This window comes from Sorangium sp. So ce1036, assembly GCF_051369805.1.
In the GTDB taxonomy this organism is placed as follows: Bacteria; Myxococcota_A; Polyangia; order Polyangiales; family Polyangiaceae; genus Sorangium; species Sorangium cellulosum_F.
In genome coordinates this window covers 9816911-9838528 of record NZ_JBBMOX010000001.1, presented here as the reverse complement: position 1 = coordinate 9838528, position 21618 = coordinate 9816911, and the positions used below count along the sequence as shown (strand labels likewise).

At 70.9% G+C, this 21618-nt stretch carries 17 protein-coding genes; 13 read left to right on the top strand and 4 right to left on the bottom strand.

Features of this window, described 5'->3' with window-relative positions:
* Nucleotides 1-41 precede the first annotated feature (41 nt).
* Nucleotides 42-713, top strand: coding sequence for a molybdenum cofactor guanylyltransferase (gene mobA / locus WMF31_RS37010; protein WP_436606460.1), 672 nt, complete (start codon nt 42-44; stop codon nt 711-713).
* Here the strand turns inward: mobA and WMF31_RS37005 are convergent, their stop codons facing one another.
* Entirely contained in the window at nt 714-1817 is a 1104-nt protein-coding gene (locus WMF31_RS37005) for a serine/threonine-protein kinase (protein WP_436606459.1), read from the bottom strand.
* Between the two features lie 197 nt (nt 1818-2014).
* Nucleotides 2015-4099, bottom strand: coding sequence for a serine/threonine-protein kinase (locus WMF31_RS37000; protein ID WP_436606458.1), 2085 nt, complete (start codon nt 4097-4099; stop codon nt 2015-2017).
* 346 nt (nt 4100-4445) lie between these two features.
* On the opposite strand from WMF31_RS37000, the gene WMF31_RS36995 reads away from it, so the two are divergent.
* Entirely contained in the window at nt 4446-5795 is a 1350-nt protein-coding gene (locus WMF31_RS36995) for an endo-1,4-beta-xylanase (protein ID WP_436606457.1), read from the top strand.
* Nucleotides 5796-5893: 98 nt separating this feature from the next.
* Here the strand turns inward: WMF31_RS36995 and WMF31_RS36990 are convergent, their stop codons facing one another.
* On the bottom strand, nt 5894-6103 hold the full coding sequence (locus WMF31_RS36990) for a hypothetical protein (protein ID WP_436606456.1): 210 nt from the start codon (nt 6101-6103) through the stop codon (nt 5894-5896).
* Between the two features lie 136 nt (nt 6104-6239).
* Between WMF31_RS36990 and WMF31_RS36985 the strand changes: the two genes are divergently transcribed.
* The 11 genes from WMF31_RS36985 (at nt 6240) to WMF31_RS36935 (ending at nt 20461) form a co-directional block, all read left to right on the top strand.
* Nucleotides 6240-6986: a helix-turn-helix domain-containing protein gene (locus WMF31_RS36985; RefSeq protein ID WP_436606455.1), complete on the top strand. Its 747-nt coding sequence runs from the start codon at nt 6240-6242 to the stop codon at nt 6984-6986.
* Nucleotides 6987-7123: 137 nt separating this feature from the next.
* Nucleotides 7124-8485, top strand: coding sequence for a cytochrome P450 (locus WMF31_RS36980; RefSeq protein WP_436606454.1), 1362 nt, complete (start codon nt 7124-7126; stop codon nt 8483-8485).
* Nucleotides 8486-8817: 332 nt separating this feature from the next.
* Complete coding sequence (locus WMF31_RS36975) at nt 8818-9123, top strand: hypothetical protein (protein WP_436606640.1); 306 nt, start codon at nt 8818-8820, stop codon at nt 9121-9123.
* Complete coding sequence (locus WMF31_RS36970) at nt 9116-10771, top strand: glycoside hydrolase family 43 protein (RefSeq protein WP_436606453.1); 1656 nt, start codon at nt 9116-9118, stop codon at nt 10769-10771. The genes WMF31_RS36975 and WMF31_RS36970 overlap by 8 nt, the downstream gene beginning before the upstream one ends.
* A gap of 28 nt (nt 10772-10799) precedes the next feature.
* The gene (locus WMF31_RS36965; protein ID WP_436606452.1) at nt 10800-11006 is read left to right on the top strand and encodes a hypothetical protein; all 207 of its coding nucleotides are present in this window, start codon (nt 10800-10802) and stop codon (nt 11004-11006) included.
* A 136-nt stretch (nt 11007-11142) separates the two neighbouring features.
* A complete protein-coding gene (locus WMF31_RS36960; RefSeq protein ID WP_436606451.1) occupies nt 11143-12183 on the top strand; it encodes a Gfo/Idh/MocA family protein in 1041 nt (346 codons plus the stop codon).
* A gap of 1192 nt (nt 12184-13375) precedes the next feature.
* Nucleotides 13376-14989 (top strand): DUF1592 domain-containing protein, encoded by a 1614-nt coding sequence (locus tag WMF31_RS36955; protein WP_436606450.1) that lies wholly within the window; start codon nt 13376-13378, stop codon nt 14987-14989.
* Entirely contained in the window at nt 14986-16422 is a 1437-nt protein-coding gene (locus WMF31_RS36950; protein ID WP_436606449.1) for a DUF1552 domain-containing protein, read from the top strand. The genes WMF31_RS36955 and WMF31_RS36950 overlap by 4 nt, the downstream gene beginning before the upstream one ends.
* Before the next feature lie 252 nt (nt 16423-16674).
* Complete coding sequence (locus tag WMF31_RS36945) at nt 16675-18147, top strand: M64 family metallopeptidase (protein ID WP_436606448.1); 1473 nt, start codon at nt 16675-16677, stop codon at nt 18145-18147.
* A complete protein-coding gene (locus tag WMF31_RS36940) occupies nt 18144-18710 on the top strand; it encodes a hypothetical protein (RefSeq protein ID WP_436606447.1) in 567 nt (188 codons plus the stop codon). Before WMF31_RS36945 ends, WMF31_RS36940 begins: the two co-directional genes overlap by 4 nt.
* Before the next feature lie 455 nt (nt 18711-19165).
* Nucleotides 19166-20461, top strand: coding sequence for a pectinesterase family protein (locus WMF31_RS36935; RefSeq protein WP_436606446.1), 1296 nt, complete (start codon nt 19166-19168; stop codon nt 20459-20461).
* 72 nt (nt 20462-20533) lie between these two features.
* Here WMF31_RS36935 and WMF31_RS36930 read toward each other — a convergent pair whose 3' ends face one another.
* Nucleotides 20534-21592, bottom strand: a complete 1059-nt coding sequence (locus WMF31_RS36930) for a LacI family DNA-binding transcriptional regulator (RefSeq protein ID WP_436606445.1) — start codon at nt 21590-21592, stop codon at nt 20534-20536.
* Between the last annotated feature and the right edge of the window lie 26 nt (nt 21593-21618).

The following is a 21618-nucleotide window of genomic DNA, read 5'->3' as shown; positions in this document are numbered from 1 at the left end:
CGGCGGCCGGGCGCGCGGCCATGCTCCGGGCCGAGGCGTCCATGGAGCAGGAGCGATCGCCGACGATGCCCGCGGGAGGCGGCGGGACGGGCCGCGTGGCCGGGCTCGCGGGCGTGGTGCTGTGCGGCGGGCAGAGCCGCCGCATGGGGCGCCCCAAGGCGTCGCTGCCGTTCGAGGGCGAGGCGCTGCTCCAGCGGGTGGTGCGGCGCCTCGGCGAGGCGGCGTGGCCGATCGTGGTGGTCGCGGCGCCCGGGCAGGCGCTGCCGCCATTGCCGGGGGGGGTGCTGGTCGCGCGCGATCCGGAGGAGGGCCGCGGGCCGCTGCTGGGCATCGCGGTGGGGCTCGAGGCGGTCGCGCCGCGCGCGGGGCGGGCGTACGTGTCCTCGACCGACGCGCCGTTCCTGCACCCCGCCTTCGTGCGGCGCGTCGCGGCGCTGCAGGCGGAGGGGCACGCCATCGCCGTGCCGCGCGCGGACGGGCACCTCCACCCGCTCGCCGCGGTCTACGACGGCTCGGCGCGCGGCGCGGCGGCGGCGCTGCTCGCGGAGGGCAGGCTGCGGCTGTCCTCCCTGTTCGAGCGGGTGCCCACGCGGATCGTGGAGCCGGCGCTCCTGCTCTCGGATCCGCGGCTCCGCGAGGCGGATCCGGCGCTGCGATCGCTGCGCAACGTCAACACGCCCGAGGAGTACGCGGCGGCGCTGCGCGAGCCGTGACTACGTCGCCGCGCCGTAAACCAGGCCGAGCTGCTTGTACAGGAACCGCGCCGCGTGCGCTCCGAAAGGCGTCCTCGCGACGTACACGTCGGGCTCGGTGATCGGCGCGTTCGCCGCCAGCGCGAGGGGCCGGGCGAGCCGGCCGAGATCCTCGCCGAGCGCCTCCATCGACGGATACCGGTTCTCGGGGCGCTTGCGCAGGCATCTCATGATCACGGCCTCGAGCGCCCTCTCCACCGGCGTCGCGCCCAGGCTGGGCGGCGGGGGCGGCGTGATGAGCTGGCTCGACAGCACCATGGCCTCGTCGGCGCCGGGCGACAGCGCCGGAGACGAGCCCCTCGCGACGCTGAAAGGCAGCTTGCCGGAGAACATCCGGTACATCAGCACGCCGAATCCGTAGATGTCCGTGCGCGCGTCGGGCGGGTCGCTGACGGCCTGCTCGGGCGCCATGTACTCCAGGGTGCCGACCGTCACGCCGGCCTGGGTGAGCCCCGAGTGCTCGTACAGCTTGGCGAACCCGAAGTCGACGACCTTGGCGGCCCACGCGTCGCCCTTCTCGCCGACCAGGAACACGTTGGCCGGCTTCACGTCCCGGTGGACGATGCCGGCGCGATGCGCCGCGCCGAGCCCCGCGGCCGCCTGGAGGAGGATGGGGATCCCGGTCTCCGGGGACAGCCGCTTCTCGCGCAGGAGGAGCGAGCTCAGCGACTCGCCGAACAGGAACTCCAGGACGAGGTAGGGCGACCCCTCATGAAGGCCGATGTCGAGCACCTCGACGAGGTTCGGGTGCGCGACCGTGGCCGCGGCCTTGGCCTCGAGGAGGAAGCGCGCCTTCACCTTGGGCTCGCGGCGGAACCTCGGCGCGAGCAGCTTCAGCGCGACCGGCGCGCCGCCCCGCGTGTCCTCTGCCAGGAACACCTGCGCCATGGCGCCTTGCCCTATCAGCCCGCGGACCCGGTACCGCTCGGCGACGACCGTGCCCACGTGCTCGGTGGGCTGGGACCGGATCCGCCGGATGTCGAGGGCCCCGACCAGCTTCTCTCCGTCGTGCGGGCAGAAGCGGTGGTCGTCCGCGTACCGCCGGTGGCAGCGAGGGCACAGCATCGAGGTCCCGTTCCGGGCATAGCCCTTCCGCCGCCCTCTTTGCAAGGCCCGACCCGCTCGCGGGCGCCGCCGGGGGGTGGTCGCGTCTGGGGTGCTCCCCTCCGGGGCTTGCGTTCCGGCGTGCCTCTTTCGTGGTCCGCCTGCACTCCAGCCCCTCCGGGGAGCACCCCAGACGCGACCACCCCCCGGCGGCGCGGTCACGACGCGCGCGGCGCGCCCGACGGGAACTTCGCCGCGGGCTCGTGGATCCGGACCGTCTCGGCGCGGGCGAACTCCTCGGCGTCGTGCACGTCGCCCGACAGGCGCCAGCCCCGGCATCGCGTGGGCAGGTGATCGAGGATGTCGACGAACGAGCTCACCCACGCCTCGACGTTGTGCGGCCGCTCGTCGGGCGACAGCGCGAGCGCCTGCGCGAAGGCGCGGTCGACGTCGGGCGGCGTCCCCGGGAGCAGCGCCGAGACGGGCGGCGGGGGCGTGCGCGAGAGGCTCGACAGGATGGCGGTGATGTCGTCGCCGGCCGCGACGCGCCGCCCGGTGAGCGCCTGGTAGGCGACGGCCGCGAAGGCGTAGAGATCGCTGCGGGCGTCGACCGGTTTGCCGCTGGCCTGCTCCGGCGCCATGTAGAGCGGCGTCCCCATGAAGATGCCCGTGGAGGTCAGGCTCACGTCGCCGGAGATCTCCTTGGCGATGCCGAAATCCAGGATCTTGACGCGGAAGCCCTCCGGCGACGGAGACGGGACCAGGAAGATGTTCTCCGGCTTGACGTCGCGGTGCACGAGCCCCGCCGCGTGCGCGGCGGAGAGCGCCGAGCCTCCCTCGCGCAGCAGCGCCGCCACCTGGGCGGGCGTCCCCGGGCCGTTGTACCGCATGGCGTGCGCCAGGGTGAAGCCGTCCAGCCACTCCATCACGATGTACAGCGAGCCGTCCTCGAGCTCCCCCGAGTCGTACACCTCGACGACCGACGCATGATGGATCCGCGCGACGACGCGCGCCTCTCTCTCGAAGCGCGCGCGCACATCCTCGTTGTTGAAGTGCTCTGTCCTGATGGTCTTGATCGCGACCTCGCGCCCGAGCCGCTCGTCGTGGGCCTGGAAGACCCTGCCCATGCCGCCCTCCGCGACGACCCGGGTCAGGCGGTATCGCCCCGCGATGCGGTAAGGGAACGGCCGCGGCCGCTTCAGCGCGGCGCCGTCCTCGGCGCATCGCTGCGCATTCTGGTCGTAACAACGATGGCAGATCGGGCAGGTCTGCAGGATGTCGATCCCGCGGCTCACCATGTCGGCGATCGTCGCTTCCCGGCGCTCCACCGCGCTGGCGAGCTCCTTGCGCATGCGCGAGAGCTCGAGCGCGCTGCCGAGGTGGCGCGCGAACGAGTCGACGAGCCGCCGCGTCGTATCGCTCCACACGAGGCTCTTGCCGACGACGACCAGGGCGCCGTGGACATCGCCCGACATGCCGACCACGGGGACCACGACATCGGATGATCGCGCGAGCGACCGCTTCGCGAGCGCGGCGTGGCGCAGCGCGTCGGTCGACGGCGGCTCGGTGGTGGTGGTGGTGAGGCTGACCAGCGCCTCTTCCTCGGCCTTCCACACGGCGACCTCGCGGGCCCCGATGGCCTCCGCGACCTGGGTGGCCGCGGCGGACGACCACCGCGCGATGTCGTCGAGCGCCTCCGCCGACGAGATGACGAGCTCCGCGAGCTTCTCCTGCTCCTCGGCGAGCTGACGCGCGAAGTACTGCACGGCGGCGTACGCGATGGCCGACACCGTGAGGATGTTCATCGCGAAGAAGCCGGCGACGAGGCCCGGCGGCGCCTCCTGTGCGCGCGCCGCGAGGGCCGGATCGACGGCGCCGGCGGTGAGGACGAGCAGCGCGTAGGCGATGAACCAGGGGACGGACGCCCGCGACCCGTGGAACAGCAGGAGGGTCAGCGGCGCGAGGAGCGCCCACAGGACGACGCCGCTCGACGCCGCGAACCCGCCCCGGCTCGCGTGCATGAGGAACGGCAGCGCGAAGATGAGCAGCGCCTGGCGGAAGCGGAACCCGGCAAACTCCTTCGTCCTGGCGAAGTGAACGAGGCTCAGCGCGGTGCACGCGACGTACCCGAGCGGGATCGCCGCCGAGCGGAGGTCCCCGCTCGCCCCGTAGGCGACCGCCCAGACGGGACACGCGCACGCCTTGAGCGCGGCTGTGAGCGTGAGGAGCGTCTTGTGTCGGCGCATCCTCGGATCGTCGCCCGACTTCAGCCCGATCCGAGCGATGGCCTGGAAAAACTTCATCCTGGTAGATTGTACGACGCTGGCCAGAGCGCCTCAAGCATCGGGCCGGCGCCCCGGAGGGAGCGTGCTCGTCGGGTACTGCGTCACCCGAGTTCGTCATTCGCTGTCGAATACGCCAGTCTCGTCGGAGCAAAAATTTTTAGCGACCTGGAATCTCCTCCCGGAAGACCCGTGTCCCTCGGGCCCGCTTCGTGAAGCTGTGGGCCTGGGATGACGTAGGATGGCCGCTCCGCGGTCGCTTCGGCACGACCCCGGGGGCCGTGCGTGCTAGGCGTGGTCCCGGCGATGATCAACACATCACGTCGCGGGAAGTAATGCGGGATTTTTTACCTCGGAGCATAAGAGCATGAGATCAGCACCCCTTACCCTTCTACTCTCGGCATTCCTCTGTGCTATCGGCTGCTCGGACGGTGGCGACGGGGGAGGGGAGACCGGCGGCGGCGGCGGCGTGGACGCGACGAGCGGCACGGGCGGCGCGCCGGGCGTCACGACCGGCACGACGGGCGCCACGACCGGCACGGGTGGCGCGCCGGGCGTCACGACCGGCACGACGGGCGTCACGACCGGCACGGGCGGCGCGCCGGGCGTCACGACCGGCACCGGCGGCACGGACGGCACGGGCGGCGGCACGGGCGGCAGCGACGGCAACACGGGCGGCGGCGGCTCGACCGGGGGCCCTGCCGAAAGGACCCCTGCTGCGAGCGCCAGCACGCTGAGGGAGGCCGGCGAGAAGGCGAACCCCCCGCTCCTGATCGGCGCGGCCATCTCGGCCTCTGGTCTCAATGATGGGAACTACTCGAGGGTCGCTGCTGCCGAGCACAACTACGTGACGGCAGAGAACGAGATGAAGTGGGATGCGCTGGAGCCCAATCCGGGGCAGTTCAGCTGGGGCTCCGCGGACAGGATCGTGAGCTGGGCTCAACAGAACAACATGAAGGTCAAGGGTCACACCCTGGTGTGGCACAGCCAGTTGCCCGGATGGATGAACAACCTGCGAGGCGCGCAGCAGGTAGAGCAAGCCATGCGCAGGCACATCGAGAACGTGATGGGGCACTTCAAGGGCAAGGTCGAGCACTGGGACGTGGTCAACGAGGCGGTCCTGACCGACAGCGACACCGGCGTCGGCAATCCCCGCATGAGGCCCACGGTGTTCTACAACGAGCTGGGGGAGCAGTACCTCGATCTCGCCTTCAAGATCGCGAGAGAGCAAGACCCGAGCGTCAAGCTCTATTACAACGACTACAGCATCGACGCGCGCAACGACAAGGCCGACTTCGTCTACGAGATGATCAAGGGGATGGTCGAGCGAGGGGTCCCCATCGACGGCGTCGGGTTTCAGATGCACATCGGGCCGCCCAACAACGAGGCCGGCGGGGAGGACGTGGCGTACAACCTGAAGCGCTTCGCCGATCTGGGCCTGGAGGTGTTGATCTCCGAGATGGACATCAACCGCTGCGGCAATCAGGTCACCGCAGAGGAGCAGCTCACGTACTATCACGACATCGTCGAGGCCTGCTTCTTGATGCCCAAGTGCGTCGCCGTCACCTTCTGGGGGATCAACGACGGCAGGTCGTGGCTCAATAGCTGGAGCACGGCGATGTGCAACGGGGGGAACTCTCAGTCTCTGCTCTTCAATGACCAGTATCAGAAGAAGGAGACCTACAACAGGGTGATGGACGCCCTCCTGGGCCGCTAGCACCACTGCGGGGAGTTGCCCCGGATCGGCGGAAGAACCGCCATGGCGCCAACGACGCCAAGAAGAGCGGGGGACGGTTGTCCCTCCATTCTCCCCTTCTACTTCCCTGGTTTCTTGGCGCCCTTGGCGTCATGGCGGTTCGCCTCTCGGCCCGACTTCCCGCGGCAGCGCTGGGCTCCGGGGCGCCTCCGGCGCCCGCCCGAGGGGCCGGAGGCGGGCAGGCGCTGCCGGAGGCGGTCGAGGTAAGGACTCTCGTGCTGCTGGTCCTTGAGCTGGTCGACGAGCTTCTTCCACGTGGGCTCGGCCATGTCGCCCAGCGTAGCAGCGCCGCGAGGACGCACGGCCGTCGCGTGAGCGCGGCGGGCGGGCCCGACCTCCCGCAGGAGATCCCCTGACGAGGCGCCCCCTCGGGCCCTTGCGCATGCGGTATCCTCGGCGCGCGCCATGCCCGAGGGCGAGCTCGTCTTCGCATCCATGCCCGCCGCGGTCGTCGCCTTCGCCGCCTCGCGCGGCGTCCCGCGCGACGAGCTCCTCCGCCACCTCGTGCTCGAGCACGAGCCGCGCGTCGTCGCCATGGCCGAGCCGGTCGAGATGATGATCGCGGCGCTCGCGCGCTACATCGGGCTCTACGTCGGCGACGCCGCGCGGCCGCGCGAGGCGACGTTCCGCCACCCGCGCCGGCACCCGCCGGCGCTCTACGAGGAGGCGCTCGGCGCCCCGGCCCGCTTCGAGGCGGCCGCGACCGGCCTCGTCTACGACGCGCGCGTGCTCGACGCGCCCATGATCGGCGCGGACCCGTCGGTCCGCGACTACCTCGTGCGCCACGCCGAGCAGCTCCTCGCCGCGCGCGAGGCGCCGGCCGGCGGGGCGCCGCTCGACGCCCGCGTGCGCGCCCGCATCGCCGAGCGGCTCGACCGCGGCGAGGTGGACCAGGAGGGGATCGCGCGCTCCCTGGGCATGAGCACCCGGTCGCTCCAGCGCGCCCTCAAGGAGCTCGGCACGTCGTTCACGGCGCAGCTCGACGAGGCCCGGCGGGGGAGGGCGCTCGACCTCATCCGCCGGCGCGACGTCGCGATCCAGGAGATCGCCTTCCTGCTCGGCTACGGCGAGCCGCGCCACTTCTACCGCAGCTTCCGCCGCTGGACAGGGACCACCCCGGGCGAGTACCGGCGGACCCGCGGCCCGGGCTGAGCCGCCGGCGCCTGGCGCGATCCGTCGCGACGTTGGCGCCCGGCGCCGCTGCCGCGGCGCGCCGGCAGGCCCATCTTTGCGCTGAGCCCGGCGCGGCGCCGCGCCCCGCCGGGAGGGATCTCCTGCCGAGGTGCGCCATGAGCCATATGCCCCGAGGCCCGCAGGGCCGGATCCGGACGACCTACCAGATCCTCGCGCGACCGTTCGAGTTCTTGCCCCGCTGCGCCGCCGAGTACGGCGACGTCTTCAACGTCCCGATGTACAACGGCGACGTCGTGATCGCCGGCAGCCCCGCGTCGGTGCAGGCCGTGATGACCGCGCCGCCGGAGACGTTCGTTCCTTATGCGATCAAGTCGATCGCCCCCCTCGTCGGGGCGCATTCGCTCCTCCTGCTCTCGGGCGAGCGGCACCGGCGCGAGCGGAAGCTCTTGACGCCGCCGTTCCACGGCGACCGCATGCGCGCCTATGGGGCGGTGATGGCCGACGTCGCCGCCCGCCGCTTCGCCGAGGCGGCGCGGGCGCCGCGCGCCGTGGCGCAGGAGATCACGCAGGCGATCTCGCTCGACGTCATCCTCCGCGCCGTGTTCGGGGTGGAGGAGCCGCCCCGGACCGGCGCGTTCGCGCGCGCGGTCGTCGGCATGAGCGAGGCGTTCGTCCCGGCGCTGGCCTTCCTGCCGTTCCTGCAGAGGGAGCTCGGCGGCCTCGGCCCTTACGCGCGCTTCCGCCGGCGGGTCGACGCGCTGGACGCGCTGCTCCGCGGGCAGATCGAGCGGGCGCGGGCGGCGCCGGGGGACGACATCCTGAGCCTCCTGGTCTCGGCCCGCTACGACGACGGGTCGAGCATGAGCGAGCAGGCCATCCTCGACGAGCTCAGGACGCTGCTCTTCGCCGGCCACGAGACCACGGCGCTCGCGCTCGCGTGGGCGCTGGATCATGTCCACCGCCACCCCGCGGTCCTCGGCCGGCTGCGCGACGAGATCGACGCGCTCGGCCCGGAGCCCGACCCCGAGCGCCTCGCCGCGCTTCCCTACCTGGACGCGGTGTGCAAGGAGGCGCTGCGCCTGGTTCCCGTCGTCACCGAGGTCCCGCGCCTCGTGGCCCAGCCGTTCCGCCTGGGCGAGCACGAGCTCCAGCCGGGGACGGGGGTGGCGCCGTGCATCCTGCTCGTGCACCACCGCCCCGACCTCTACCCGGAGCCGTCCCGGTTCAGGCCCGAGCGCTTCCTGGAGCGCAGATTCTCGCCGTTCGAGTACCTGCCGTTCGGGGGGGGAGACCGCCGGTGCATCGGCGCGGCCTTCGCGCTGTTCGAGATGAAGATCGTGCTCGGCGTGGCGCTGTCGGCGTGGCAGCTCCGGCTGCTCGACGAGCGCCCGCCGCGGCCCGTGCGGCGCAACGTCACCCTGGGGCCCTCGGGCGGCGTGCCGGTCGCCCTGCGCGCCGCGCGCCGCGGGGCCGCGCGCGGCGGCGTGAGGGGATGGGCGCAGGCCACGGGCGCCTGAGCGGCCCACACCCGGCACATCGCCGGGTGGTCCCGGTCGGAGGGAGGCCGAAAGGACGGTCGATTCGAGTTGACATCCGAAATGTGAGCGTTCACATTGATCTCCGAGGGGCGGCCTCTCGCTTCGCCCTGGAACGGTCGTCATGCGCATCAGACGAGCAATGCGAGCATACCGAACGGTACGCCGGTACTCGCCCTGAGTGACGAGAGGTTCGCCCCTCAACAATTCCTTGGGTGTCTCGCACCCGTATCTAAACGTACCGTGTCCGCCTCGCGAGGTGAAGCGCCGCGCTGGACACGTTCGGCGGCGCGCTCGCGGGGTGAAGCGCCGCACTGGACACGTCCAGCGGCGCGGCCTCGGGCCATGAGCGGGAATGGAACCACAACCCGGACGAGACGAAGTGGTCCTTGGATACTGGGTTGAGGCTGCGAACCGCGATCGTGACGACGGATCTCTGCGCCGCTCGAAGCACGCTCTCCCGCCGCATCTTGGGACCGTCGTCGACCGTGACCATCGAGCTCGACCACAGCGCGATGAGAGACGGCGGCGCGGAGGCTGGTCGTAAATTGCGGCGGGCTCGAGCCGTCCGAGCGCAGCGCCGGCGAGTTTTTCTCTGGTCAAGGAGAACCGATGCTTAAGAGACGAGTGTTCGAACCATCGCTCCTGCTTGCGGCCGCCCTCTCCGCGCTGAGCTGCAGCGACCCCGACCCGAAGGCCCCGGCTTCCTCGATGGGGGAGGGGGGCATGGGCGGCGCCTCCGGAACGGCGACAGGCGGCGCCGGCGACCCCACGCCGGTCGGCGCCGGCGGCGCCACGGCGGGCGGCGCCGGCGACTCCACGCCGGTCGGCGCCGGCGGCGCCACGGCGGGCGGCGCCGGCGGCGCCACGACGAGCGGGACCGCTGCGACCAGCGGCGCCGGCGCCGGGGGAGCGCCTCCCGGGGAGGCGAATGGCTACGCGAGGAACCCGATCGTCAGCCACATCTTCACGGCGGACCCCTCCGCGCATGTCTTCGACGGGAGAGTCTATGTCTACGCGTCGCACGACACGGACGACCAGATGGGCTACGACATGCGGGATTATCATGTCTTCTCCTCGGATGACCTCGTCAACTGGCAGGACCACGGGGTCGCGCTGGACGCCGCCGACATCTCCTGGGCGGATAGGCTGTACGCGCCGGACTGCGCCTACAGCGAGGCTACCGGGAAGTACTACCTGTACTTCCCGAACTCCGGCAGCGCCATCGGCGTCGCCGTGTCCGACAGCCCGGCGGGGCCCTTCGTGGACGCTCTCGGAAAACCATTGATCGACAAGAGCACGCCAGGCGTCGGGGACGTGGACTGGATCTTCGATCCCTCGGTCTTCGTGGACGACGACGGTCAGGCATATCTGTATTTCGGAGGCGGCCCGCCCGACACCGGGGACAATGCCCGTGTCATTCGGCTCAACGAAGACATGATCAGCCTGAAGGACGCCGCCGCGACGACCATCGCCGTCCCCGACTTCTTCGAGGCGTCGTTCCTGCACAAGCGCGACGGGAAGTACTACTTCTCGTACTCCACGACCTTCGCCGATCACGCCGCCGAGATCGATTACCTGGTGAGCGACAACCCGATGACGGGTTTCCGGCACGCCGGGACGATCCTGCCGAACCCCGCCGGGAACAACGGCAACAACAACCACCACTCCATCGTCGAGTACGCCGGGAGCTGGTACATCTTCTACCACACCCGCGTCCTCTCCAACCGCGATGGGTTCTCCGACTACCAGCGCAGCATCACGCTGGACTACCTGACGTACGATCCGCAGGGGAACATCGTGAAGGTCCCGGCGGCCGGGGGGAGGGTCGCTCAGCTGAAGAGCGTGAACGCCTTCTCGCGCATGGAAGCGGAGACCATGGCCGATCAGCGCGGGATCGAGGTGGAGTTCGCGCAGGACGCCGGGGCCAGAGCGGGGGTCAACGTGACGGACATCCACGACCAGGACTGGATCGGGATCTCCCAGGTGGACTTCGGCGCCGGCGCGACGACCTTCCATGCGCGCGTGGCCTCCGGCTCCCCCACGGGGGGCGCCATCGCGGTGTACGTGGACGGCTGCGACACCTTCACCGACACGCCGGGGGAGCTCGTCGGGACGTGCCCCGTCAGCGCCACGGGAGGATGGCAGTCCTGGACGGACATCGAATGCTCCATCACGCCGACCGCTGGCGTGCACGACCTTTGCCTGCGGTTCACGGGAGATCGGCCCGAGCGGCTGTTCAACCTGGACCACTTTCATTTCGAGTGAGAGAAGGCGGCGTGCCACGTCGGGGCCAGTGAGACCGAGCTCCGTGCGGCTCGTGACCCCAGGGGGCGCCGAGCCTGGCACCGTGGCCGAGGGCATCGCCCAGCGCGCGACCGCGACGCTGGAGGCGCTCGCGGAGCGCGTCCCGTGCGCGCGCGGCGACGGGCGGATCCGCTCGGCAACCCTCGTGTACGGCGCACGGCTCCACGGCGCCGGCGAGCCGGCCGGCCGGGTTTGACCCGGGGCAATCTGGACGCTCACGTTGCCTCGGGGGGGATCCCCCTGCGCCCCGCGGCTCGCCGGCAGCGGCTCGCTCACCTCGGGCGTTTACAGGCGCGCCATGGGCGGCTAGCTTCGCCGGCAGCGAGGCGCCTATGTCCATATCTGACCTAGATTCAAAGTCCAGTGAAGAGCTCACCCCCGTGCGCTGGGGCGTCCTCGGGGCGAGCAGCTTCGCGTTGAACGTCAGCCTGCCCGGGATGAAGCGGGGGCCCCTCACCCAGCTCGCCGCGCTCGCGTCGCGCGACGTCGGCAAGGCGCGCGACGCCGCGCGGTCGCTCGGGATCCCGAGGGCGTACGGCAGCTATGAAGAGCTGCTCGATGATCCGGAGATCGACGCCATCTACAACCCGCTGCCCAACCACCTGCACGTGGAATGGACGGCGCGCGCGGCCCGCGCCGGCAAGCACGTCCTGTGCGAGAAGCCAGTCGCGCTCAGCGCCAGGGACGCCGAGACGCTGGTCGCCGTCCAGCGCCAGACGGGCAAGCTGATCGCCGAGGCGTTCATGATCCGCAACCACCCGCAGTGGCATCAGGCCAGGGACTGGGTGCGAAGCGGCCGGATCGGCGACCTGGTCAGCGTCCAGGCGGCGTTCTCGTTCTTCAACCGAGACGCCACCAACATTCGGAACAGGAAGGACGTCGGAGGCGGCGCGCTCTACGACATCGGCTGCTACGCGGTGAACACGTCGCGCTTCCTGTTCGGGCGCGAGCCCGCGCGGGCGATAGCGCTCCTCGAGCGCGATCCCGACTTCGGCACCGATCGCTTGACCTCGGGCCTGCTCGACTACGGCGGCGCGCACCTGACGTTCACGTGCAGCACGCAGGCGGTGGCCTACCAGCGCGTGAACGCGTTCGGGACCAAGGGCCGCATCGAGCTCGAGATTCCGTTCAACGCCCCCGCCGACCAGCCGTGCAAGATCTTCCTCGATGACGGCTCGACGCTGAACGGCAGCTCGGCCAGGGCCACCGTGCTCCCCGCCGTCGACCAGTACCACCTGCAGAGCGAGGCGTTCTCGCGCGCCATCCGCACGGGGGGCCCCATCGAGAATCCGATCGAGGTCGCGGTCGGCAACATGCGGGTCATCGACGCGCTCGTCCGCTCCGCCGAGAGCGGGCGCTGGGAGAAGATCTAGAGCACCGATCACGTTGAAGTTCCGCAGCGATCAGCCGATGGGAGAGAAAACCGCGAGGGCGCATCTCTCAAACTGACGGTGGCTCCCTGGTGATGATTGCGACCCCCCTGAGCATTGGTGTTAACCGCTAACCAAGCTCGTCCAGTCGCGCTCGGGGCCCGAAGCCCGAACCGCTGCCCCCTCATCGGTCACCAACGTGAACGTGGACGTCTCATCATCCGTCACATCTCGCTCAAGTACTCGAAATAATTGGACTTTGTCCTCTGGGCGAATGCGAGGGATTTCGCGAAGTTAGGCGGGATGTGATGGACGCTCAGACGTGGACGTTCACGTTCACGATTGAGCCGTTGACGACCACGACCACGACCACGTTCACGTCCAGGTCCACGTCCAGGTCCACGTCCAGGTCCACGTCCACGCTCCGCGACGGATCCGTCGGGGGCCACAACCTTTTGAATTTGTACGAGGTTCAATCCGTTTGTCGCCCTAGCGGCGCCCCGCGGGGGAACGGGGGCGTCACCGGGCCACGGCCAGCCGTCGCTCCGCATGCGCTGCGGCGCGACCCCCGCTCTTCTCGACGCGGCGCTCCGGAGCAGATCCGCCAGCATTGTTATTCATCGGGCTCGGTGGATCGTAGTTGGCCGGCCGATTTTTGTTTGACGACGCGTATGTGAACGTTCACAATTTGCCTGAGGTTTCCTTCCGCTTCGCCCTGGATGGGTCGTTCACGCCACCCAGGCAACCGGGGGGCGGCGACCGCCAAATCGTCCCATCGTCCCGGCTGAGATCGGTTTATAAAGGTGGTGAGCCGAGGCGGGGCTGGGCCCACCGGTCGGAACACTCTCAAACCAGGGGAGAAACCTACAGCACCGGTTCACCTGCCGCAGCCCAGAGGGTGCTGGAATCCTTCGCGCAGCAGCGCGGACTCGCCAGGAGGTATCGTGTGAATCGATCTGCGTCATTGGCCTCCGCTCAGGGAGGTATTCGCGCCGCCGTGGAGCGCGCACTCGGGAGAGGCCCGAGGCGCCGTGAGGGCCCAGGTCGCGCAGCCGCAATCGTGAATGTTTCTGTTCACGATCGAGGCCCGAGCGTCGCGTGCAATCGACCGCGAGCGGAAACATCCACGCGCGGCGAGGTGGGCGCCCGGCTGCGAGGTGTCGTCGCGGCTGCGTCGCTCCTCGTTGCAGGGTGCGTGGGCAATATCGGCGGGGGAGCCACCCCCTCGGACGACGGCGCGAACCCCTCGAGTGGAGGCGCGGACCCCTCGGGCGGCGGCGCGAGCCCCTCGGGCGGCGGCGCGTGCAACCCGCGGCTGGAGCGGCGGGTCGTGCTGCTCGCCGACCTGCAGTTCACGAACGCCATCCGGGACCTCCTGGGAGACGCGGCCATCGAGCCGGACCATGCGCCGGACGCGCGCACGAAGCCGTTTGCCAAGAAGGGCGTGGTGGCCGGGACCTCCCTCGTGCACGCGCGGCTCGCGAGGGCCGCCTATGCGGCCGAGAGCATCGAGGGGCGCTTCGAGCAGGTGACGGGTTGCGCTCCTGACGGGGACGACGCCTGCGCCAAGGCGTTCCTGACGCGGTTCGCGCAGCGGGCGTTCCGCCGACCGATGGACGCGGCGGAGCTCGACAACCTGTGGTCCGTGTACGGCCTCGGGAGAGAGATGAGCTACGAGCGCGGCGTCGCGCTCGCCGTCGAGGCGGTCCTCGCGTCCCCCTCGTTCTCGTACCGCACCGAGCTCGGCGACGCCGCGGCCGGCGACGTCGTGCGGCTGACGGCGCACGAGACCGCGAGCGAGCTCGCGTTCTTCCTGACGGACAGCCTGCCGGACGCGGAGCTCGCCGCCGCCGCCGACTCCGGCGCCCTGAACGACCCGGACGAGCTGACGCGCCAGGTCGAGCGCCTGCTGGAGAAGCCCGAGACGCGCCGCAGCCTGAGCACCACGCTGATCGCGGCGTGGGGGCTCAGCAACCTGTTCGGCACGGTCAAGGATCCAGGGCTGTTCCCCGAGTACACCCCCGCTCTCCAGGCGAGCATGTTCCACGAGACCGAGCTGCTCCTGGACGAGCTCCTGTGGAACCGCGGCGCGGACGTGTCGGCCTTGCTCACCTCGAGGGAGACGTTCGTGAACGGCCCGCTCGCGGAGGTCTATGGCGTGGAGCACGCGGGCGCAGCGCCCGAGGAGTTCGCGAAGGTGACGCTGCCGGCCGACGAGCGCGCCGGGGTCCTCACGCAGCCCGGCCTGCTCGCGGCGCTGTCCCGGACCGACAACACGAGCGTCGTCGCGCGAGGGCTCTTCGTGCGCGGCGCGCTGCTCTGCCTGGACAAGATCCCTTCGCCCCCGGAGGCGCTCGCCGACGCGATCCAGGACCTGCTCGCGGCCGACATGACCGAGCGCGAGCGCGCCGACGCGCGCGCCGGGAACGCCTCCTGCGCGGGGTGTCACCGCCAGTTCGACCCGTTCGGCCTGCTGCTCGAGCACTACGATCCGGTCGGTCGATACCGGGTCACCCTCGACGGGGAGCCCATCGACGCGCGCGTCGATCTGACCGGCCTGGGCGACCTCGAGGGGATCTACTCGAGCGCCGTCGATCTCGCCGACGCCGTCGCCGAGACCGACGGGTTCGCCGCCTGCGTCGCGCGGCACCTCTTGACCTATGGCACGGACGACGAGGCGCTCTCGCCCCGCGACTGTCAGGTCGGGCGCGTGATCGCGGCGCTGCCAGAGGGGCAGCGCACCCTTCCCAACCTCGTGAAAGCCATCGCGGTATCACCGGCGCTGACCGAGCGCGCCAAGGAGGAATGACTGTGCGCTACAACCTGTCTTATGCATGGTCTCGCCGCCGCTTCCTGCAGGGCATCGGCGCCGCCGCGGGGCTCGTCACGGTGCTCAAGGGCCTCGAGTCCGCCGCGGAGGGCGCGACGGCCCCGAAGCGCCTCCTGATCGTGCAGCGCCCGGTCGGCACCGTGTACCAGAACTTCTGGCCGAAGGGGGGCGGGACCGACTTCACCCTCTCGCGCATCCTCGATCCGTTCGCGTCCATGAAAGATCGCATGATCGTGATGCGCGACCTGAAGCTGCCCTTCGAGGGGTCCGTCGGCGGCGGCCACGAGCGCGGAACGGTGCTGATGACCACGGGGCAGCGCACCAAGAAGCTGTATCCGGGCAACGGCGGCGACGACCCGGTGGCCGAGGGGCCGAGCATCGACCAGCTGCTCGTGCGGCAGTCGTCCGAGCTCCAGGGCACCCCGATCGCGTCGCTCCAGGTCTCTTGCGACAAGCGCGCCGACACGCCGGAGGTGTCCACCCGCCACATGTCCTACTCGGGCCCGAGCGCGCCGATGACGCCCTACTACCAGCCGCTCGACGCGTACCGGCGGGTGTTCGGCACGCTGATGCCGGGCGGCCCGACGGACGACAACCTGGACGCCTTGACCCGGGCGCGCCTGGAGAAGAAGAGCGTGCTCGACTTCGCGATGAAGGACCTGAAGCGCCTCGAGGGCCTCGCGCCGAGCTCGCAGCGGGAGTCGCTGGAGGCGCACGCCGCCGCCATCCGCGAGGTGGAGAAGGAGTTCGACGCGGACCCGAGGGACCCCGCGTCCTGCGGCGTCGCGGAGGCGCCCGAGACGGTCGACGTGAGCGAGCACATCGATCCCTACGAGAGCTCGCACGTCGTCAAGGAGCGCGACGACGTGAAGCACGCGCGCATCGGCACCCTGCACTTCGCGGTGATCAAGGCGGCCCTCCGCTGCGACCTGACACGCGTGGTCACGTTCCAGTGGGCGCCTGGCACGAACCACGTGAGCTTCGGCGAGCTGTGGCCCCCGGACGCCTCCATCTTCAAGGTGCATCACACCACGAGCCACGACCCCGACACGCGCGACACGCTCGAGTTCCTCACGCGCGTGGAAGAGTTCTACGCCCGCCACGTCGCCGATTTCCTGCAGCAGCTCGCGGACACCGACGACGTGGCCGGCGGGAAGCTGCTCGACAGCACGCTGGTCCCGTACATCACCGAGGTCGGCACCCGGACCCACAACTGGGACAACATGCCGTGGGTGCTGTTCGGCGGCGAAGGCACCGGGTTGCGCGGCGGCCAGGTGTGGACCAACGGCAATCGCGGCCTCCGCTCCACCAACGACGTCTGGATGGCGATCGCGCGCGCCTTCGGTGCCCCGGATCTCGTGCTCGGGGACAACGACCTGCATACCACGCCGGTCGAGGGGCTGTTCGGGTGAGCGCGGGCGTCAGGGGTGGGAGATCGTAGCGCTCTCGCCGGCGCCCCGCCGCTCGTGGGACGCGCCGGACGGGCCAGCGGGCGCCCCCATCCCCGGCGTCGGCCCCGCGGCCGCGTATCCAGGCTGCATTCTCATGGTTGACATCACGAGCTTGCTGGCACCTCCTATCAGGGCGAGCAGGCGCCTGCCACGCAGGCTCGAGGCTCTCGTCTGACGTCGACTCCATGGGCGAAAAATCGTGAGGTGAGGGCGATGAGGTCGAGGTGCGTGCTGCGCGTTTTGAGTCTGGCGGCGCTCTGTGCGTGCGGTGAGTCCCCGGGCAGCCGCACGGCGGGGAGCGGCGGCAGCAACGCAGAGGGCGGCATGTCCGCGGCCGGCGGGTCGGATGTCGGCGGCTCGGATGTCGGCGGAGCAGCAGGCAGCGGCGGTCCAGGCTCGGGCGGCGCGGCCAGCGCGGCCCAGGGCGGCGCGGGCGGCGCCGCCCAGGGCAGCGCAGCGCAGGGCAGCTCGGCCGGCACGGGCGCCGGGGGTGCTTTCGTCGGCGGCGACGGTGGAGGGACCGGCGCCCCCTACGTCCTCGATTGCGGCGCGAACGGCGTGGCCATCGAGAGCGCGGGTCCACCTGCCAACCGCGTCAATTACGTCATCCTGGGCGACGGCTACGATGCGACGACGGTGAACACCACGTTCATCGAGCACGTCGAGGCGGCGATGGATCTGCGCTTCAGCAGCCCGATCGGCGAGCCGTACGGAAGGTATCGCAAGTTCGTCAACATCTGCGCCATCAAGGTGGTCAGCCGCTCGAACCGTGTCCCAGGAGCGCTGGGTTGCACGGGCGACGATGATAGCCGCCTCGCAGACTGCGACACCCGTGCGGCGGATGACGCGCTCGAGGCGAACCTCCCCGACGACTTCGAGGTCGACTGGCACGCCATCGTGCTGAACAACGATCGCTGGTGGAACACGGGCTCGGCCTGGATGCTCTGGTCCGGCGGACACGCGGAGGCCCCCGGAGCGGCCCTGCACGAAGGGGGGCACGGCTTCCATCAGCTCGCCGACGAGTATTGCGCCAAGGCGACGGGCTCGGCCTGCGGCGCGAATACGTGCAGCGGCAGCGGCACCGAGTACGTCGAGGTCAACTCCACGGCCAATTGCACGACGACGGCGGGCAAATGGGACAAGTGGCTGGGTCATGACGCCGCGGACTCCACGGGCATCCAGGGCACCTTCGTCGGCAGTCGCTACGTGGACAATGGACAGTACCGTCCGTCTTCGAATTCGATGATGAACAGCCTGTTCGGACGCAACAAGAATACGAGCTTCAACGCGGTCTCGCGCGAGAAGATCGTCATGGACATCTGGATGCGCGTCAGGCCGATCGACTCGACCGATCCGCCCGCTGGGGCCGTCACGGACCCGGCGACGCTCACGGTCAACGTGATCGATCCCGAGGTCATCAGCGTCGATTGGACGCTCGACGGCGAGGTGATCGCGACGAACGGCGGCCCCGTCTACAACGTCGCTGCGGCGGGCCTCGCGTCGGGCACTCACACCATCGTCGCCAGGGCCTACGACAACGCCGGCGAGGAGCTGGTGCGCTACCGCAGCGGTGAGTGCCTCGACCCTCCGCCCTCGAGGAACCCCGGTTACATCGATCCCTGCTGGGGTCGCGACAACTGGCCCCGCTCGCAAGAGACAGTGACGTGGACGGTGACGATTCCATGAGGTCGACGCGCTGGCGCTGGTCCGTGGCCGCGCTGATGCTCCTCGGCGCGGCGCTTTACCTCGTCGATCGCTCGCGTGAGCCCGATGGACGACGGCCGCCTTCATCTCGGCAGGAGGCGTCGCGGGGGGAGACGCCGCGGGAGGCGGCGTCGCACCGCGCGTCGAACGCGCCGCCCGCGTCGGCCGGCAGCACCGCGCTCGCCGCGACGGTCGACGACCTGCCCCTCATCGGACCGAGCCCCGGTGACCGACACGACGGCCCCGCCCACCCCCACCCCATCACGCCGCGTCACCTCGAGATACAGCATGAGAACGGCCTGATCGCGCTCCTGAACGACGCGATGAGCGCGCGGGACGGCGCGCGCATGCGTGAGCTCACGCGCGAATATCGTCGCACACACCCCGAGGACCCGAGCCGGCTCCAGGGCGGCTACGAGGTCATCGCGGACTGCCTCGAGGCGCCCGGCGAGGAGTCGAGAGCGGCGGCGGAGCGCTACTACGCCGAGCGCCGCGCCTCGACCGTGAGGCGCTTCGTGCGCACGATTTGCCTCGAGGGGAGTTGAGCTTGGTCGCCTCCGATGTGGCCGTCACGAGCATCCTGGGCAAGGCGGCCCCTTCGATGCGGGGAGTACGCTGCTGCGGGGAGTCGGGCCGAGAGGCGGACCGCCATGACGCCGAGGGCGCCAGGAAACCCGCGCTCATGGTTCCACGGTTCGTGGATCGCTCGACGAAGCGCCGCAGGACTCTGGAGGACTCGCCCATGTCGCGCACTTGCTCCCGTCTCGCACTCCCTTCCCTGCTCGCACTCCTTTGCCCGTTCGCCTGTACGGCCGAGGAGGGCGCCGATGGCTCGGCCTCGCCGGCCGGAGGCGGCTCGCGCGCCGCTTCCGGCGCGCAATCGACCGGCACGACAGGGAGCGGCGGCGCCGTGTCGCCCGGCGCCCCGGGGAGCGGCGGCGCCGGCGCTCCCGCGGGTGCCGGCGCCTCGGGCGCCGCAGGCGGGGGCGGAGGCGCCGGCGTGCCCGTCGACTGCTCTCCGATCGAGGCGGCCGGCTTCGACCTTTGCACCTCGGGCCATGATTTCTGCGGCGCAGTCTTCCAGGACGGGAGCGGCTGCACGGCGGTGTGCAGCGCCGCCGGCCTCGCCTGCGAGGCCGCCCACGAGAACCTCGACGGAAGCTGCGGCGCCGACGAGGCGCGCCCGCCCGTGCCGTGCGACTCGGGGCACCAGTCCGACTACTGCCTGTGCCGCGGGCTCGCGCGCGGTACGGCCGGCGGCCCCACGAGCGGCGCTGCGGGCACCGGCGGCGAAGGCAGCGGCGCCGGAGGCAGCGGCGGCTCGGGCGGCAGCGGCGGTTCAGGCGCAGGGGGCTCGGGCGGCGACGGCACGACGTCCGACTGCAACCGCCTGACGGGAGGGGCGCTCATCGAGGTGAACAAGAATGGATCGGGGGATTTCACCTCGGTCCAGGCCGCGATCAACAGCGTCCCCAGGTCGAACACGACGCCCACCCTCCTGCGCATCGCCCCCGGGACCTACTCCGAGAAGCTCGTCATCGACCGCCCCCACGTGACGCTCTGCGGCCAGACGGGTCGGGCGGAGACGACCGTGCTCACCTACGGCGACAGCGCGAACACCCCGAACGGCCAGGGGGGCACGCTGGGCACCTCCGGGAGCTACAGCGTCAACATCTCCGCGAGCGACGTCTCGGTCGAGAACATCACCTTCGCCAACAGCACGGGTCCAGGGGTGCAGGCCGTGGCGCTCCTCGTCTCCGGCCATCGCGTGCAGTTTCGCCACTGCCGGGCCCTCGGTCACCAGGACACGCTGTATGTGAAGGGCGGGACGCAGTACTTCAGGGATTGCTACATCGAGGGCACGGTCGACTTCATTTTCGGAGCCGCCACGGCCGTCTTCGAGGGCTGCACGATCCACAACGTCGCCAGCGGGACGGCGATCACGGCGCCGAGCACGGACCAGGGGACCCCTTTCGGGATCGTGTTCCTCGGAGGGCGGGCCACGGCGGCCGGATCGATCAGGCCCGGCTCGATCGCCCTCGGTCGCAACTGGAGACCCTACGGCGCGACCACCTACCTCGGAACCGAGCTCGGCGCGCACATCGCGCCCGGAGGGTGGGTCCCCATGGGCAGCAACACGCTCGCGACGGCGCGCTTCGCCGAGTACCAGACCACGGGGCCCGGCGCGAAGCCGAGCGAGCGCGCCCCGGAGTCCAGCCAGCTCGGCGCGGCCGAGGCGGCTCAGTACACGGTCGAGAACATCCTCGCTCCATGGACGCCCACGTTCGCGGAGTGAGCGCGCCTCTCGTGGGGCGCGCCGGCCTCGCCGCGTCCGTGTGAGCGATCACACCGTCGCTGGATGCCGGGCTCACCGGCGCCTGGGGACCGCGGTGCTCTTGCGCAGGATCAGCTCGGACTCGACCACGATGCGCGACCAGGAGCGCTCGCCGCTCTCGATCCGCTCGAGCAGGAGATGGAGGCACCGGCGCCCGAGCTCGGAGAAATCCTGCCGGACGGTGGTGAGGGGAGGCGTGAAATACGCCGACTCCGGGATGTCGTCGAAGCCGACGATGCTGATGTCCCGCGGCACCTCGCGCCCGCTCTCGTGGAGGAAGCGGAGCAGGCCGAGCGCCATCTGGTCGTTGGCCACGAACACGGCGGTGACGCCCGGCGAGCGCAGGAGCCGCGGGGCGAGCTCGTAGCCGGAGCGCGCGCTCCAGTCGCCGCGCAGGAGCGGCGGCACCTCGGCGCCGGCGGCCTCCAGCGCCCCGCGCCAGCCGTCGATGCGCTGATCGGCCTCGAGCCAGTCGGGCGGGCCGGCGATGTGCCACACCGTCCGGTGGCCCAGGTCGAGGAGGTGGCGCGTCGCCGCGGCGGCGCCGCCGAGCTGGTCGACGGCGACCACCGGGACCGAATCGTCCGGCCCCCCCTCGACGGCGACGACCGGAACGTCGGACGTGACGTGGCGGAGCGCGTCGACCGTCGACCGCTGCGGGGCGATGACGACGATGCCGTCCACCCGCTGGTCGCACAGCCGCTGCACCGCCGCCACCACCGGCGCGCGGCTGAGCGCCTTCAGGCTGGCGATGCTGACGCCATAGCCGGCGTCGTGCGCCGCCTCCTCGACCCCGAGGAGCGTCGACGCGGGGCCGTAATGCGTCGTGTCGAAGCTGACCACGCCCAGCGACCTCGAGCGCCCGGTGACGAGCGCCTGCGCCACCGAGCTCGGCCGGTAGTCGAGCTGGCGAATCGCGTCCAGCACCCGCTCCCTCGTGTCGCGGCGCACGTGCGGGCTGTCGTGCAGGACCCGCGAGACCGTCTGATACGAAACGCCTGCGAGCTTGGCCACGTCGACCATCACCGCGGCCCGGCGCCCGCCTCGCTTGACGCGGGGCTCCGGAGGAGACCCGCCAGCCTTGTCATCCATCGGGCGGGAGGATAGTCGCCGGCGGA